At 64.6% G+C, this 16685-nt stretch carries 14 protein-coding genes; 5 read left to right on the top strand and 9 right to left on the bottom strand.

Annotated elements, in window-relative coordinates; genetic code table 11:
* Positions 1-73 precede the first annotated feature (73 nt).
* The 8 genes from DQ397_RS20190 to DQ397_RS20155 form a co-directional block, all read right to left on the bottom strand.
* Complete coding sequence (locus DQ397_RS20190; RefSeq protein ID WP_043213758.1) at positions 74-1078, bottom strand: PleD family two-component system response regulator; 1005 nt, start codon at positions 1076-1078, stop codon at positions 74-76.
* A 51-nt stretch (positions 1079-1129) separates the two neighbouring features.
* On the bottom strand, positions 1130-2143 hold the full coding sequence (locus DQ397_RS20185; protein WP_043213756.1) for a chemotaxis response regulator protein-glutamate methylesterase: 1014 nt from the start codon (positions 2141-2143) through the stop codon (positions 1130-1132).
* A complete protein-coding gene (locus tag DQ397_RS20180) occupies positions 2140-4425 on the bottom strand; it encodes a hybrid sensor histidine kinase/response regulator (RefSeq protein WP_148921606.1) in 2286 nt (761 codons plus the stop codon). The genes DQ397_RS20185 and DQ397_RS20180 overlap by 4 nt, the downstream gene beginning before the upstream one ends.
* Complete coding sequence (locus DQ397_RS20175; protein ID WP_043213753.1) at positions 4422-5081, bottom strand: chemotaxis protein CheW; 660 nt, start codon at positions 5079-5081, stop codon at positions 4422-4424. The genes DQ397_RS20180 and DQ397_RS20175 overlap by 4 nt, the downstream gene beginning before the upstream one ends.
* Positions 5078-6337: a protein-glutamate O-methyltransferase CheR gene (locus DQ397_RS20170; RefSeq protein ID WP_043213751.1), complete on the bottom strand. Its 1260-nt coding sequence runs from the start codon at positions 6335-6337 to the stop codon at positions 5078-5080. Before DQ397_RS20170 ends, DQ397_RS20175 begins: the two co-directional genes overlap by 4 nt.
* Positions 6334-6840 (bottom strand): chemotaxis protein CheW, encoded by a 507-nt coding sequence (locus DQ397_RS20165; protein ID WP_043213748.1) that lies wholly within the window; start codon positions 6838-6840, stop codon positions 6334-6336. Before DQ397_RS20165 ends, DQ397_RS20170 begins: the two co-directional genes overlap by 4 nt.
* 5 nt (positions 6841-6845) lie before the next feature.
* Positions 6846-8468 (bottom strand): methyl-accepting chemotaxis protein, encoded by a 1623-nt coding sequence (locus DQ397_RS20160; protein ID WP_043213746.1) that lies wholly within the window; start codon positions 8466-8468, stop codon positions 6846-6848.
* Between the two features lie 131 nt (positions 8469-8599).
* Positions 8600-9319 carry a tellurite resistance TerB family protein gene (locus tag DQ397_RS20155; protein ID WP_043213745.1) on the bottom strand — a complete coding sequence of 240 codons (720 nt, stop codon included), beginning with the start codon at positions 9317-9319 and terminating at the stop codon, positions 8600-8602.
* A 238-nt stretch (positions 9320-9557) separates the two neighbouring features.
* Here DQ397_RS20155 and ydcS point away from each other — a divergent pair, with 238 nt between their 5' ends.
* The 5 genes from ydcS to DQ397_RS20130 all read left to right on the top strand — a co-directional run bounded on the left by ydcS (position 9558) and on the right by DQ397_RS20130 (position 15048).
* On the top strand, positions 9558-10709 hold the full coding sequence (gene ydcS, locus DQ397_RS20150) for a putative ABC transporter substrate-binding protein YdcS (protein ID WP_043213743.1): 1152 nt from the start codon (positions 9558-9560) through the stop codon (positions 10707-10709).
* A 126-nt stretch (positions 10710-10835) separates the two neighbouring features.
* A complete protein-coding gene (locus tag DQ397_RS20145; protein ID WP_043213740.1) occupies positions 10836-11882 on the top strand; it encodes an ABC transporter ATP-binding protein in 1047 nt (348 codons plus the stop codon).
* Entirely contained in the window at positions 11879-12811 is a 933-nt protein-coding gene (locus tag DQ397_RS20140; protein ID WP_043213739.1) for an ABC transporter permease, read from the top strand. Before DQ397_RS20145 ends, DQ397_RS20140 begins: the two co-directional genes overlap by 4 nt.
* The gene (locus DQ397_RS20135) at positions 12801-13607 is read left to right on the top strand and encodes an ABC transporter permease (RefSeq protein WP_043213737.1); all 807 of its coding nucleotides are present in this window, start codon (positions 12801-12803) and stop codon (positions 13605-13607) included. The genes DQ397_RS20140 and DQ397_RS20135 overlap by 11 nt, the downstream gene beginning before the upstream one ends.
* 16 nt (positions 13608-13623) lie before the next feature.
* Positions 13624-15048 (top strand): gamma-aminobutyraldehyde dehydrogenase, encoded by a 1425-nt coding sequence (locus DQ397_RS20130; protein ID WP_043213735.1) that lies wholly within the window; start codon positions 13624-13626, stop codon positions 15046-15048.
* Positions 15049-15204: 156 nt separating this feature from the next.
* Here the strand turns inward: DQ397_RS20130 and DQ397_RS20125 are convergent, their stop codons facing one another.
* Positions 15205-16311, bottom strand: coding sequence for an NADH:flavin oxidoreductase/NADH oxidase (locus DQ397_RS20125; protein ID WP_043213733.1), 1107 nt, complete (start codon positions 16309-16311; stop codon positions 15205-15207).
* Between the last annotated feature and the right edge of the window lie 374 nt (positions 16312-16685).

Below are 16685 nucleotides of genomic sequence, written 5' to 3'. Positions count from 1 at the left end.
GGCAGACCCGCCGGGCGGTAACCGCGAGGGCCGCCGCTAATGGTGTGGACGCTGGCGGCAGACCCTAAGAGCGTCAGGCAACGCCCACCTGATTGCGACCATTGTTCTTGGCCAGATACAGCCCCTTGTCCGCAGCCGAGATCAGCTGCCGGCTGTGGCTGCCAACGCTGGGCGTGAGGGTCGCAAGGCCTATGCTCACTGTCAGGCGCGCGTCTGCCTCGGGCGCGGTATGGGGGATGTTCAGACCCAGGACGGTCTGGCGCAGTTTCTCGGCGATCAGCCGCGCACCGCCGGGCGAGGTATTGGGCAGCACCAAGGAGAACTCCTCGCCCCCATAGCGCGCCGGCAAGTCGGTGGGACGCGAGCAGGAACCGCGGATGGCCTCGGCGACCTGGCGCAGGGCCTCGTCGCCGGCCAAATGGCCGAAGCTGTCGTTGTAGGCCTTGAAGTAGTCGACGTCGATCATCAGCAGCGACAACTGTTGTTGCTCGCGTATCGCCCGTCGCCATTCAAGCTCCAGGTACTCGTCGAAATGGCGCCGATTGGACAGCCCGGTGAGGCCATCGGAGTTCATCAACCGCTGCAGCATCAGGTTGGTGTCGAGCAACTGCTGCTGGCTGACCCGCAGCGCGCGATAGGCTTCATCACGTTGCAGCAGGGTCAGGTAGGAGCGGGAGTGGTAGCGGATCCGCGCCACCAGCTCGATGGTGTCCGGCAGCTTGACCAGGTAGTCGTTGGCCCCGGCGGCGAAGGCCGCGCTCTTGACCAGCGGGTCCTCCTTGGTCGACAGGACGATGATCGGAATATCCTGGGTGGCCGGGTTGTTGCGGTATTCGCGCACCAACGTCAGGCCGTCCAGCCCCGGCATGATCAGGTCCTGGAGGATCACCGTAGGTTTGATCCGCATGGCCTGGGCCACCGCCTGGTGGGGATCGGCGCAGAAATGGAAGTCGATGTTCTCCTCGTGGGCCAGCCCACGGCGCACCGCCTCGCCGATCATCGCCTGATCGTCGACCAGCAGGACCATCGCCGCACTTTCGTTGATGGTCGTGAAACCTTCGATCGGTAGATCATTCATGCCTATTCACCAGGTCACTGCCGGCCAGGCGGCGTGACTCAATACATATCGTCATTTCGAAAAGATTTCCATCAGTCGGCCCGCGATGCGTTCCAGCGGCCGTATCTCCACCGCAGCCTCGATCGCCGCAGCCGCCTTGGGCATGCCGTAGACCGCCGAACTCTGCTGGTCCTGGGCGATGGTGAGGAAACCACGCTGGCGCATCTGTTTCAGGCCCTGGGCGCCGTCGCGGCCCATGCCGGTGAGCAAGACGCCCACGGCATCGCCCGTCCAGAAACGCGCCACACTCTCGAAGAACACGTTGATCGAGGGGCGGTAGATTTCACCGACAGGCTCGGCCGTATAGCTAAGCTGGCCGCCCTGCAGCAGGCGGATGTGATGATTGGTGCCGGCCAGCAGCACTTGCCCTGGCTGGGGTGGCTCGCCCTCTCGCGCCAGGCGCACCGGCAAGCCCGAGACCCCGCTGAGCCATTCGGCCATGCCACTGGCGAATACCTGATCAACGTGCTGCACCAGCACGATCGACGCGGGAAACTCGCGCGGCAAGCCTTTGAGCAGGACTTCCAGCGCCGCTGGACCGCCCGCCGAAGAGCCGATGGCCACCAGGCCACGACGCTGGGACGCCCCCACCAGTGGAGCGGACACAGCGCGGGGCGCCGCGGAGCGTTGCTGGCCGATCAGCCAGCCTATATTGAGGATCTTGCGCAACAGCGGGGCTGCCGCTTCCCGTGCATCCCCCGCGCCCAGCGAAGGCGTATCCACCACGTCCAGGGCGCCATGGCCCATGGCTTCGAATACCCGATGCACATTCTGCTTGCGGTCGACCGTGACAATGACGATGGCACAGGGTGTTTCGGCCATGATCCGCCGGGTCGCCTCGACGCCATCCATCACCGGCATGATCAGGTCCATGAGAATCAGGTCAGGGGTGAACTCGGCGCACCGGGCCACGGCTTCGGCGCCATCGCTGGCCACCCAGACCACCTGGTGCTCGGGCTCGAAGGCCAAGGCCCGGCGCAGCGCCTCCACTGCCATGGGCATGTCGTTGACGATGGCGATCTTCATCCCTGGGCACCCCCGATCAACTCCACCACGGCGTCCAGCAACGCATCGTCATGGAAACTGGCTTTAGCCAAATAGTAGTCGGCACCGGCGTCCAGTCCACGTCGCCGGTCTTCTTCACGATCCTTGTAGGACACCACCATGACGGGCAGCGATTGCAGGCGCTGGTCTCGACGCACCAAGGTGACCAGTTCGATGCCGTCCATGCGCGGCATGTCGATATCGGTGATCAGCAGATCGAAATCATCGGCGCGCAGGGCATTCCAGCCATCCATGCCGTCCACCGCCACGGCCACGTCGTAGCCCTGGTTGCCCAATAGTTTGCGCTGCAGCTCACGGACGGTGAGCGAGTCGTCGACCACCAGGATGCGCTTGCGCACCATGGCGCGACCGCCCCGGGCACCGCGCTCGATGCGCTCCAGCCGGCCGGTGCTGAGCAGTTTCTCGACCGAGCGCAGCAAATCCTCGACGTCGATGATCAGCACCACCGAACCATCATCGAGCAAGGCCCCGGCGGAAATGTCCTGGACCTTGCCCAGGCGCGCATCCAGCGGCATCACTACCAGCACCCGCTCGCCGATCAACCGCTCCACAGCCACGCCGTACAGTTGGTCACGCTCACGAATCACCACCACGGGCAGGCTGCGCTCGTCATCCTGCCCGGTCGGACGGTTGAGCAACTGGCTGGCCGAGACCAGCCCGACATGCCGTCCTTCGTGCCAGAAGTGCTGGCGCCCTTCGATCTGCACGATGTCCTCGGCAGCCACCGCCAGGGTGCGCTCGATGTGCGCCAGCGGGAAGGCATAGGCTTCGCCCCCCACCTCTACCACCAGGCTGCGCACCACCGACAGCGTCAGCGGCACCTCCAGATGGAAGCAGCACCCCTGGCCGGACACCTGGGTCAGCTCGATCGAGCCACGCAGCTCGCGCACCATGTGCTGAACCGCATCAAGGCCGACGCCTCGGCCCGACACCTCGGTGACCTTGTCACGCATGCTGAAGCCAGGAAGGAACAGGAACGTGAGCAGCTCCGACTCGCTCATTTGCGCTACGGTCTCGGCCGGTGACAAAGCCCGTTCGACGATGCTACGCCGCAACCGATCAAGGTCGATGCCGGCGCCATCGTCGGTCAGTTCGAGGATCAGCAGGCCTGCCTGGTGCGAGGCGCGCAGACGAATCGTGCCGTCGACGGGCTTGCCTGCCAGCAGGCGCCGCTCGGGCAGCTCGATACCGTGATCGACGGCGTTGCGCAGCAGATGGGTCAAGGGCGCTTCGAGCTTTTCCAGTACGTCACGGTCGACTTGGGTTTTCTCACCTTCGATCTGCAACTGCACCTGCTTGCCCAGCGATCGTCCAAGGTCGCGGACCATGCGGCTCTGACCGGTCAGGACATCGGCGAACGGCCGCATGCGGCAGGCCAGCGCGGTGTCGTAGAGATGCTGGGCGCGCTGGCTGGCCTGCCAGCCGAACTCGTCGATATCGGCAGCCTGTTGCTGCAGGATCTGCTGGGTTTCGCCCAGCAGGCGTTGAGTCTGGGCCAAGGCCTCGAGCACTTCGTGGCTCTGGCCGCTGCCTTCGAGCTGTTGCTTCAGGCCATCGAGGGCCCGCATGCCCTGGCCATGCATGCGCTTGAGCCGCTGCAGGCTGGCCAGGTAGGGCTTGAGTCGCTGGGTTTCCACCAGCGACTTGCTGGAAAGGTCGAGCAGGCTGTTCAAACGATCGGCGGTGACCCTGAGCACCCGTTCGCCACCCTCGCCACCGCGCTTGCCGACCTTGCGAGGCAGGCTGGGCTCAGGCTCGGCCTCGGGCTCTGGCTCTCCCACCACCGGTTCGACCTGCGTGGTCTGCAGTGGTGCAGGTTCGACAGGTGCGGCAGGCTCAGGCACGGGCGCTGCCGTGGGGTCGAGCAGATTAGCCATCTGCACCAGGAACGCCGGCACCGCGGCTTCGCCATCACGGTCATTGGGTGTTGCGATGCGCATCAACAGGTCAGTGCCGTGCAGCAAGGCATCGATATGCTCGGGGCGCAGTCGCAGGCGCCCTTCCTGGGCCGCCACCAGACAGTCTTCCATGACGTGGGCGACGCTGACACCGGCATCGATGCCAACGATCCGTGCAGCCCCTTTCAGGGAATGGGCCGCGCGCATGCAGGCTTCGAGCTGGTCGGCCTGGGTCGGGTTGCGCTCGAGCGCCATGAGCCCGGCACTGAGCACCTGGGTCTGGGCCTCGGCCTCCAGGCTGAACAGTTCGAGCAGCGAGGCGTCGCGCATTTGCTCAGGGGTCATGACAGGCTCCGCTTCACGGCCGACAGTACATGTTGTTCATCCAGCACCCGCACGCTGCGTCCACGCCATTGCAGTACCGCTGCGGTGAAGTGCGCAGCGTCCTGGCCATCGGCCAGGCGTGCCGGATCCAGGCGATGGATACCGTCGATCTCGTCCACCGCCATCACCACCGGGCCGCCCTCCGCGGCGAGGATCAGCATGCGCGGCATCACGCGCCCGGTACGCTCCTGGGCCGGCAACACCTCGACGCCCAGCAAGCCCGCCAGCGACAGGCAGGGCACCAGCGCGCCACGCACATTGGCCACGCCCTGCAATACCCCGGAGCGCTGGTGCGGCAGCGAATGCACCGACTGCAGCGGCGCGATTTCGGCCAGACAGGCACAGGCCAGCGCCAGCCACTCCTCGCCCAGGCGGAACAACAGCATCGAGCGCCCGACGCTGTCTTCGTCCGGCGGCGGCGCCTCGACCTGCTCGTCCTGCAACAGCGCATAGCGATCGAGCAGCCGCGTGGCCGCACTGGCGTAGACCTGGCAGTTGCGGCAATGAATGTGACGTTCGAGCAATGGGCACTGCTTGTCGCCGTGCACACCGATACGGTTCCAGCAATCGTCGATGAGCTCATCGTCCCGTGCGATCAGGTGCATGGTTTCACTCATCGTTCAGACTCCCGTCCCACACGTGCCGCCCGCTCCTGCATACGCCGCGCGCCCGCCTCGTCGCCCTGGGAGGCCAGCAATGCCGCCAAGTGCATCAAGGCCTCGGCATGTTGCGGCTCCAGGTACAGTGCCTTGCGATACTGGCTGATGGCCTCCTGGCTGTCGCCTTCGGTGTCGCTGAGCAGACCGAGCCAGTAGAACACCTGCGCTTTCGGCGCGAACTGCTGCAGGTAGCGCTGGCAGCTGGCGCGGGCCTGCGCGCTTTCACCGGCGTTGGCCTGACGGGCGATGGTGGCCAGCAGCTCGCTCTCACCTTGGGCGTGCGACGGCGAGCGCGGTGGCGACGAAAGGGGGCGCGACAGGCGCACCGGACGGCTGGCAGGCCGTGGGGCCTGGGGAGGCACGGAGGGGGGACGACTGATTGGTGCAACTTGCCCGACGGGTGCAGGCGCCGGGGCTGGCGCCTCCTGGCGCACATAGGCGAACGACTGGGGGATGCCCAATGGACGCATGCCCAGGCGGGCCAGCAGGCTGCCCTCGGCAGGGCCGATGAACAGCACGCCCTGGGCATGGGTCAGGTGCTTGAGCACTTCGAACACTCGGCGCTGGGTCGGGACGTCGAAGTAGATCAGCAAATTGCGGCAGAACACGAAGTCGTACAGCCCTTGCTGACTCTTGAGTGCAGGATCGAGCACGTTGCCGACTTGCAGATCGACCTGGCGTCTTACCCGCTCGTCCAATTGGTGGCCTTCGTCGGTTTCGCTGAAATGCCGGTCGCGGAACGCCAGCTCGCTGCCCCGGAAAGAGTTGCGCCCATAGATGGCCTGTTTCGCGCGGGCAATGGAACTGGGGCTGATGTCCATGGCGTCGACACGAAATGCAGCCGGGTCCAGACCACCCTCGAGCAGCGCCATGGCGATCGAGTAGGGCTCCTCGCCCGTGGAGCATGGCAGGCTGAGGATTCGCAGCGGTCGCAGACCGGCAAGTTCGGTCAGGCGCTTGTGGGCCAACCCCACCAGCGCGGTGAAAGATTCGGGATAGCGGAAGAACCAGGTTTCCGGGACGATCACCGCCTCGATCAGTGCCTGCTGCTCACTGGCCGATTGCTGCAGGCGCGACCAGTAATCGTCCAGGCCATCGGCCTGCACGGCAGCGCAGCGCTGGCGCAAGGCACGTTCGACCATGGGCGCGCCGACCGACTCGACGTCCAGGCCGATGCGCTCCTGCAGGAAACGGAAGAAGTGCTGTTCGATCATGCCGGCACCTGCCCTGGCGGCTCGGGGAACAGCAGATCGCGGACATCGTCCGGCAGCAAGTCGTCCACCTCGATCCGCTGCAGCAGCCCCCAGGCATCCTGGCGCACCGGCCCCAGGTAAGGCGCATCGGCGTTGTCCAGGCCATAGGGCTGGAACTCATCGGGCCGGCATCGCAAGGTGTCGGTGGCCTGCTCCAGAATCAACCCCAGATGCCGGTCGCCGCCATAGTGCACCAGCACAAGCCGGGTGCTGGTACGCAAGGGGGCCGGGGTGGCGAAGCTCAGCGCCGAGAGATCGATCACCGGTACCAAGGTGCCGCGATGGGCCAGGATACCGGCGACCCACGCAGGCGCCTGGGCGATGGGCTTGAGCGTGCGCCGTGGCAATACCTCGATCACCTCGCGCACGTCCAGGGCAAAGCGCTGCTCGCCGATGCAGAACTGCAGATACAGCGCTGCCTTGGCACCGTCGGCCTGCTCCTGATGGGGTTGCACGTCGTTCATCGCCGTCAGACTTTGAAGCGCGACACACCGCCGCGCAGCCCGGCAGCCACCTGGCTCAACTCGTCGATGGCGAAGCTCGCCTGGCGCAAGGACTCCACGGTCTGGGTGCTCGCATCGCTGAGCTGGGCCAGGGCCTGGTTGATCTGCTCGGCACCGGTGGCCTGGGCCTGCATGCCTTCGTTGACCATCAGCACCCGCGGCGCCAGTGCCTGGACCTGGTGGATGATCTGGGTGAGCTGTTCGCCCACCTGCTGGACCTCGAACATGCCCCGCCGCACTTCCTCGGAGAACTTGTCCATGCCCATGACCCCGGCCGAGACGGCGGACTGGATTTCCCGCACCATTTGCTCGATGTCGTAGGTTGCCACGGCGGTCTGGTCGGCCAGGCGACGCACCTCGGTGGCCACCACGGCGAAACCACGGCCGTACTCACCGGCCTTCTCCGCCTCGATGGCGGCATTGAGCGACAGCAGGTTGGTCTGGTCGGCCACCTTGACGATGGTCACGACCACTTGGTTGATGTTGCTGGCCTTCTCGTTGAGGATCGCCAGCTTGGCGTTGACCAGGTCGGCGGCGCCCATCACCTGGTGCATGGTCTCTTCCATGCGTGCCAGGCCCTGCTGGCCAGAGCCGGCAAGGACCGAGGCCTGGTCGGCGGCGGAGGTCACCTCGGTCATGGTACGGACCAAGTCACGGGAGGTAGCGGCGATCTCTCGCGAAGTGGCACCGATCTCGGTGGTGGTGGCGGCGGTTTCGGTGGCAGTCGCTTGTTGCTGCTTGGACGTGGCGGCGATTTCAGTGACCGAAGTGGTCACCTGCACCGACGAACGCTGGGCCTGGGCGACCAGGTCGGCCAGCGCCACGGCCATTTCGTTGAAGCCGGTCTCGATGCTACCGAACTCATCCTTGCGGGCCAGGCTCAGGCGCATGCTCAGGTCACCCGAACGCAGCTTGTCCAAGGCATGGACGATGCGCTGCACGGGCGCGGTGATGGCACGCAGCAATAGCAGACCGCAGATACCGGCAGCCAGGATTGCCAGCAGCAACGAGACGATCATGCTGCCCTTGGCCGTGGCTACGGCAGAGACGATGTCGTTGGTGGCCGCTTCGGCGGATTCGCGATTGCTTTCAATGACCCGGTTCAGGTGCTGGCGGCCGTTGATCCAGGCCGGGGTGAGGGATTCGTTGATCAGACGCTCGGCTTCGGCATAGCGCTTCTGCTGGTAGGCTTCGAGCACCTGGTCGACGAGCTTCATGTAGTCGGCTTCAAGCACCCTGAACGCATCGAGCGCGGCCTGATCGTCCGGATTATGGATCGTCGCCTGGTAGCTGGCCATCTCCTGTTTGAGGCGCTCATCGAAGCTCTTGAACTCGGCCAGGTCCGCCGGGGTGATTTCCCGGCGACCGGACAACCCCACCAACTGCTGGCTGGTGACGTAGCTGTCGACCCAGGCGCTGCGAAGCATCGAGCTGTAGTAGAAGCCAGGAATGCTGTCCGAGCCTACTGCCTCTTCACTGGCCTCGATCGCCACCAACCGCGAGTATGCGGCGACGATCATCAGCAGCATGATGGCGATGATCACGGCGAAACTTGCCAGGATCCGTTGGCGCAAGGTCCAGTTCTTCACGTTCAGCCCTCAGGAATTCATTACGAGCGGGGAAAAATCGCCAGAGTATAGCCTAGGCGCCCCGCCCGTTCGCGGCTGATTTTGCAGGCTGTGGAGGCGTCCCTTACCTGAGTGGAAGGACGCCCCGTGGCTTACCCGGCAGCGAGGCGGACCTGATCCTCGAGCGCCTGGCGCAGGCCAGGATCCAGACGCAACTGGCGGGCCAGTTCATCCAAATAAGCGCGTTCCATGAAGTTTTCCTGATCGACCATCATCACGCTGGCCAGGTACATTTCAGCCGCCATCTCGGGCGTCTGCGCGGCAGTGGCCACTTCGGCGGGGTCCAGCGGTTTGTTCAGTTCGGCGTGCAGCCAATGCTGGAGCTCGCGGTCGCTGTCCAGGCGGACGAACTCACCTTCGATCAAGGCGCGCTCGCGCTCATCGATATGCCCGTCCGATTTGGCCGCCGCCACCAGAGCGCGCAGCACCGCCTGGCTGTGCTGCTCGGCCTGGGCCGCAGGCAGGCGATCGAGGGTACGAGGCTCGTGGGCCGCGGTCTGGCCCTGGCGCGCCTGCCAGTTGCCGTAGGCCTTGTACGCCAGTACACCAAGCGCAGCCAGGCCACCGTAGGTGAGCACTTTGCCGCCATACTTGCGGGCCTTCTTGCTGCCCAGAAGCAGGCCCATGGCACCTGCCGCCAGGGCACCGCCACCGGCACCGGAGAGCAAGCTGCCCAGCCCGCCCTTGCCTGACTGGCCGCCCAGCAGATCAGCCACGCCCGCTCCCTTGGCGCCGCCGCCCTTGCCTTGCTGGTTTTGCAGCAGCTCCTGGCCGGATTTGAGCAGTTGATCGAGCAAGCCACGGGTGTTCATCTGGCATTACCTCTTGCTGAAAAGGAAAGCCCCAGATTAGGCCTGTGGACTGAACTCACGCTTAATGCATTTGCATCCGGATGTTGCGTAACCACCGGCAAAAAACGAACTAGACTCGACATCGCATGCGCCTGCCCGAACCGGCCGCAGGTGCGCGACAAGCGCACTACGCTTATCCCATCGCTTCGCTGCTTTCTTGATGACTGCCCCGATCAAAAATTCCAAAAGAGGGAACACCATGTCAGTGCACAAGACCGCATTGTCCAGCGCCGTGATCGGCGCCCTGCTGGCCAGCGCCAATCTGCAGGCCGCAGGCCTGCCCCAGAGCATCGGCGATGGCGAGGGGCGCCTGGATATCGTCGCCTGGCCCGGCTACATCGAACGCGGCGAAAGCGACAAGGCCTACGACTGGGTCACCGGATTCGAGAAAGAGACCGGCTGCAAGGTCAGCGTGAAGACCGCCGCGACCTCCGACGAAATGGTCAGCCTGATGACCAAGGGCGGCTACGACCTGGTGACCGCCTCGGGCGACGCCTCGCTGCGGCTGATCGCTGGCAAGCGGGTACAGCCGATCAACACGGCGCTGATCCCCAACTGGAAGAACATCGACCCACGCCTGCAGAACGGCGGCTGGTACGTGGTCGATAAGCAGATTTACGGCACGCCTTACCAATGGGGCCCGAACGTGCTGCTCTACAGCACCGCAGTGTTCAAGCAACCGCCCACCAGCTGGAGTGTGGTCTTCGAGCCCCAGAACCTGCCGGACGGCAAACCGAACAAAGGTCGGGTACAGGCCTACGATGGCCCGATCTACATCGCCGACGCTGCGCTCTACCTGAAATCCACCAAGCCTGAGCTGGGCATCCAGGACCCCTACGAGCTCAGCGAAACCCAGTACAAGGCCGTACTCGACCTGCTGCGTCAGCAACAGCCGCTGATCCACCGCTACTGGCACGATGCGACCGTGCAGATGAGCGATGTGAAGAACGAAGGCGTGGCCGCCTCCAGTTCCTGGGGTTACATGGTCAATGGCCTGAAGGCCGACAAACAGCCGGTCGCCTCGACCATCCCAAAGGAAGGCGCCACCGGCTGGGCCGACACCACCATGCTGCACAGCGAAGCCAAGCACCCCAACTGCGCCTACAAATGGATGGACTGGTCATTGCAACCGAAGGTCCAGGGCGACGTCGCGGCCTGGTTCGGCTCGGTGCCGGCTGTGCCCGCCGCCTGCACCGGCAGCGAGCTGCTGGGCGCCGAGGGCTGCAAGGTCAACGGGATCGACAACTTCGACAAGATCGCGTTCTGGAAGACGCCGCAGTCCAGCGGCGGCAAATTCGTCCCTTATAGCCGCTGGACCCAGGACTATATTGCGATCATGGGCGGACGCTGACAGATCGACTGATTGTTGTTCCGGCTTCTTCGCGGGTGAACCCGCTCGGTACGGCGTGATCGCCATGGGAGCAGGTTCATCCGCGAAAGGGTTCACGCAGTAGATAAAATGCACGGAGCCAGCGCAATGCCCCTAGCAGTCCAGCTCACCGAGGTATCCCGTACGTTCGGCGACGTCAGGGCCGTCGACCGTGTCAGCATCGACATCCAGGAAGGCGAGTTCTTCTCCATGCTCGGCCCCTCGGGCTCGGGCAAGACCACCTGCCTACGCCTGATCGCAGGCTTCGAACAACCGAGCAGCGGCTCGATCCGTCTGCATGATGTAGAGGCTGCCGGACTGCCGCCTTACCAGCGTGACGTGAACACGGTATTCCAGGACTACGCCCTGTTTCCGCACATGAACGTGCGCGACAACATCGCCTATGGCCTGAAGGTCAAGGGGGTGGCCAAGGCCGAACGCTACAGCCGTGCCGAAGAGGCCCTGGCGATGGTCGCCCTGGCAGGCTATGCCGAGCGCAAGCCGGCGCAGCTCTCCGGCGGCCAGCGCCAGCGCGTTGCCCTGGCCCGCGCCCTGGTCAATCGGCCACGGGTGCTGTTGCTCGACGAACCACTCGGTGCCCTGGACCTGAAGCTGCGCGAACAGATGCAAGGCGAGCTGAAGAAACTGCAGCGGCAATTGGGCATCACCTTCATCTTCGTCACCCACGACCAGACCGAAGCCTTGTCGATGTCCGATCGCGTCGCGGTGTTCAACCGGGGCCGCATCGAACAGGTCGATAGCCCACGCAACCTGTACATGAAACCGGCGACCACCTTCGTCGCCGAATTCGTCGGGACCTCCAACGTGATCCGCGGCGAGCTGGCCCAGCAGCTCACCGCAGACGTCTCGCCTTTTTCCATACGCCCCGAACACATCCGCCTGGCAGAGCACGCGGCAATCGCCGAGGACATCCAGGTCAGCGGCTTGCTGCACGACATCCAGTACCAGGGCAGTGCCACGCGCTACGAAGTGCGGCTGGACAACGGCCTGCTGCTGACCGTCAGCCAGGCCAATGACCGTTGGCAGGAGCGCCCCCAGCCCTGGCAACTGGGACAGCGTGTGCAGGCCCATTGGCCCCGCGCGGCAATGAGGCGCTTGCGCGAAACCATCCTGGACGAGGGCCAGGCCAGATGACCCTGGCGATGCAAAGCCCGTCACTGGTCAGACGGCTCGGCACTCTGCTCTACCGGCGTCCGAACCTGTACTTGTTGCTGTTGTTGATCCCGCCGTTGACCTGGTTTGGCGCGATCTATCTGGGCTCGCTGCTGAACCTGCTCTGGCAGGGGTTCTACACCTTCGACGACTTCACCATGGCGGTGACGCCGGACCTGACGCTGGCCAACTTCGCGGCCCTGTTCGCCCCGGCGAACTTCGACATCATCCTGCGCACCTTGGCCATGGCGCTCGCCGTGTCAGTGGCCAGCGCAGTGCTGGCGTTTCCGATCGCCTATTACATGGCCCGCTACACCTCGGGGCGGACCAAGGCATTTTTCTACATCGCCGTCATGATGCCGATGTGGGCCAGCTACATCGTCAAGACCTATGCCTGGACACTGCTGCTGGCCAAAGGTGGCGTGGCCCAGTGGTTCATCCAGCAGATGCACCTGCAGGCTGTGTTGCAGGCGATCCTCGCCGTGCCCGGGGTGGGTGGCAGCACCCTGTCCACCTCGCACCTTGGACGGTTCCTGGTGTTCGTCTATATCTGGCTGCCGTTCATGATTCTGCCGATCCAGGCCTCGCTGGAGCGCTTGCCGCCCTCGCTGCTACAGGCCTCGGCCGACCTGGGCGCCCGGCCGAGCCAGACCTTTTTGCTGGTGGTGCTGCCACTTGCGGTACCGGGTATCGCCGCGGGGTCGATCTTCACGTTTTCCCTGACCCTCGGCGACTTCATCGTGCCGCAACTGATCGGCCCGCCGGGCTATTTCATCGGCAGCATGGTGTATGCCCAGCAAGGGGCGATCGGCAACATGCCCATGGCCGCGGCATTTACCCTGGTGCCCATCGTGCTGATCGCCATCTACCTGTCGATCGTCAAACGGTTGGGGGCCTTCGATGCACTCTGAAAAAGCCTCGCTGGGCCTGCGCCTGGCGGCCTGGGGCGGGTTGGTGTTCCTGCACTTTCCGATCCTGATCATCTTGCTCTATGCGTTCAACACCGAAGATGCGGCATTCAGCTTTCCTCCGCGCGGATTCACCCTCAAGTGGTTCGCCGTGACCTTCGCCCGCCAGGATGTACTGGAGGCGATCAAGCTGTCGCTGCAGGTAGCCTGTCTGGCCACGGTGATCGCCTTGGTGCTTGGCACCCTGGCCGCGGCGGCGCTGTACCGGCGCAGCTTCTTTGGCAAGGAGAGCATCTCGCTGATGTTGATCCTGCCCATCGCCCTGCCCGGCATCATCACTGGCATCGCCCTGCTCTCGGCCTTCAAGACCCTGGGCATCGAACCTGGGCTGCTCACCATTGTGGTGGGCCACGCCACGTTCTGCGTGGTGATCGTCTACAACAACGTCATCGCCCGCCTGCGCCGTACATCCCAGAGTCTGATCGAAGCCTCGATGGACCTGGGCGCCGATGGCTGGCAGACCTTCCGCTACATCATCCTGCCCAATCTCGGCTCGGCGCTGCTCGCGGGTGGCATGCTGGCATTCGCCCTGTCGTTCGATGAGATCATCGTCACTACCTTTACCGCCGGCCATGAGCGCACACTGCCGATCTGGTTGCTCAATCAGCTCAGCCGCCCGCGCGACGTGCCAGTCACCAACGTGGTCGCCATGCTGGTGATGCTGGTGACCATGCTGCCGATACTCGGCGCCTATTACCTGACCCGTGGCGGCGAGAGCGTCGCGGGCAGCGGCAAATGACCTAGGAGGAGTCCCGATGCAAACCCGAATGCTGATCAACGGTCGCCTGGTCGCAGGCGAAGGCCCCGCCTGGACCGTGCTCAACCCTGCCCTTGGCAGTGCCTTGGCGCAGATCAACGAAGCGACCGAAGCCCAGGTCGATGCCGCCGTGCGCGCGGCAGACCTGGCCTTCGACGCCTGGTCGCAAACCACTCCGAAGGAGCGCTCAGCGGCGTTGCTGGCCCTGGCCGACACCATCGAACAGCATGGCGAGGAATTGGCCAGGCTGGAGTCGCAGAACTGCGGCAAGCCCTTTGCCGCCGCGCTGGGTGACGAGATTCCGGCCATCGCCGATGTGTTCCGCTACTTCGCCGGCGCCGCGCGCTGCCTGGGTGGTTCGGCGGCGGGTGAGTACCTGCCGGGACACACCTCGATGATCCGCCGCGACCCACTGGGTGTGGTTGCCTCCATCGCCCCATGGAACTACCCGCTGATGATGCTGGCCTGGAAGATTGCCCCGGCCCTGGCGGCAGGCAACACCGTGGTGCTCAAACCTTCGGAGATGACCCCGCTCACAGCCCTGCGCCTGGCGGAGCTGGCCCAGAACCTGCTGCCGGCCGGGGTACTCAACATCGTCTTTGGCCGTGGCCAGACGGTCGGCGCGCCGCTGGTCACCCATCCAAAAGTGCGCATGGTCTCGCTGACCGGTTCCATCCCCACCGGCGCACGTATCGTAAGCTCCACCGCTGACAGCGTGAAACGCATGCACATGGAGCTGGGCGGCAAAGCGCCGGTGCTGGTCTTCGACGACGCCGACCTCGACGCGGCCATCGAGGGGATACGCACCTTCGGCTTCTACAACGCCGGCCAGGACTGCACCGCCGCCTGTCGCCTCTATGTACAGGACGGCATCTACGATCGCTTCGTCGAACGTCTGGGCGAGGCAGTGGCAAGCCTCAAACCTGGTCTTCAGGATGCGCCTGACACCGAGCTCGGCCCGCTGATCAGCGCCCAGCACCGCGACAAAGTCGCAGGCATGGTAGAGCGTGCCATCGCCCAGCCGCACATTCGTCTGGTCACCGGCGGCAAGGTCATTCCGGGAGAAGGGTTCTTCTTCGAACCAACCGTGCTCGCCGATGCCCTGCAGGACGATGAAATCGTGCGCCATGAAGTCTTCGGGCCGGTGGTCTCGGTGACGCGTTTCAGCGACGAAGCCCAGGCCCTGGCATGGGCCAACGATTCGGACTACGGGCTGGCCTCGTCGGTCTGGACCCGCGACACCGGCCGAGCGCACCGCCTGGCCGCACGCCTGCAATATGGCTGCACTTGGGTCAACACCCACTTCATGCTGGTCAGCGAAATGCCTCATGGCGGCCAGAAGCATTCGGGCTATGGCAAGGACATGTCGATGTATGGGCTAGAGGACTACACCTGCGTACGGCATGTGATGATCAAGCACTGAGCCAGAGGCGAACGGATCGAGGCTGCTTGCAGCCTCGGTTTGTTTCCGAACCACCGTGTGAGAGCAACTGTGGCGTTTATCCGCGAATGCGTCAGTGAACTCGCCGTCCATTCGCGGATGAACCTGCTTGTGGGATGAAACGCGAAGCGGTGGGCTTCAATCCCTCAAGTCCGACTCATGGATCGGGTTGGCCCGGCTGGTCGCGCGCTGATACTGGGCCGGCCAGGTGGCCTTGTTGCCGCCCAGGTCATCGTCGGCGTGCAAGGGCCAGTAGGGGTCGCGTAGCAGTTCGCGGGCGAGGAAGATGATGTCTGCCTGACCGGTTCGCAGGATGTGTTCGGCCTGGGCCGGTTCGGTAATCATGCCTACCGTGCCGGTGGCGATTTCCGACTCCTTGCGTACACGCTCGGCGAAACGAGTCTGGTAGCCAGGCCCCGTGGGAATCTCGGCGTTGACCGAGGTACCGCCTGAAGACACGTCGATCAAGTCCACGCCGAGGGTGCGCAGGCGCCGGGCGAGTTCGACGGTTTCATCCGGGTTCCAGCCGTCTTCCACCCAATCGGTGGCCGACACACGCACGAACAGCGGCAACTCCTGAGGCCACACATTGCGTACCGCCTCGGTCACCTCCAAGGTCAAGCGGATACGGTTCTCGAAGCAACTGCCGTAGCGGTCCCGGCGCTGGTTGCTCAGCGGCGAAAGGAACTGGTGCAGCAGATAACCGTGGGCGGCATGCACTTCGACTACCTTGAAACCCGCGACCAATGCCCGACGGGCGGCATCGGCAAAGGATTGGACGATCCCGGCGATCTCGTCCTCAGAGAGCTCGCGGGGCACGGTGTGCTCTGGATCGAAGGCGATCCGGGACGGGCCGACCGGCTGCCAACCGCCCTCTTCGACCGTGACGCTGCCATGCTTGCCCAGCCAGGGGCGATGGGTGCTGGCCTTGCGTCCGGCGTGGGCAAGCTGGATGCCCGGCACAGCGCCTTGGGCAGTGATGAAGCGGGTGATGCGTTGCAGGGGTGGGATCTGTGCGTCATTCCACAGGCCCAGGTCCTCGGCACTGATACGGCCGTCAGGGGTCACCGCCGTCGCTTCGGTGATCACCAGGCCAGCACCGCCAACGGCGCGGCTGCCCAGGTGCACCAGGTGCCAGTCATTGGCCAGACCATCTACAGCGGAGTACTGGCACATGGGGGAAACGGCGATGCGGTTGGGCAGGGTCAGCTGACGCAGGGTGTAAGGCTCGAGCAGCAGGCTCATGAGGGCACCTCCCAGGGACTCCAATGGTTTGGCCGGTCCGGGCACTTGTGTGGGGCCTTGGTCCGGTATCGGTCTTTTTCAGACTAGACCAGATAGGGGGTGGTGGTTTTTTTGTGTTGGGTTTGGGTTATCAGGTTGTGTGAATATCCGGTGTTGGTGGTGGCGCCACCGGCGCTTTTCGCCTTTACGGCGACCTACTTTTGCTCTTGGGCAAAAGTAGGCAAAAACCGCTGGCTCCCACATGCGGCCCCTGCGCTGCGCTCCGGGGTCCCCTCGCTGCGGTGTCTTGCGGGGCTCCGCGGCCTCCGGCTGGCTACACCAGCCTCCATCTCGCGACTTCGGCTCACGCCGAAGGGCGCTGCGCGCCTGCCCCT

The organism is Pseudomonas sp. CK-NBRI-02, assembly GCF_008124495.1.
Taxonomy (GTDB): domain Bacteria; phylum Pseudomonadota; class Gammaproteobacteria; order Pseudomonadales; family Pseudomonadaceae; genus Aquipseudomonas; species Aquipseudomonas guariconensis.
This window is presented reverse-complemented; position numbering and strand designations above follow the sequence as displayed.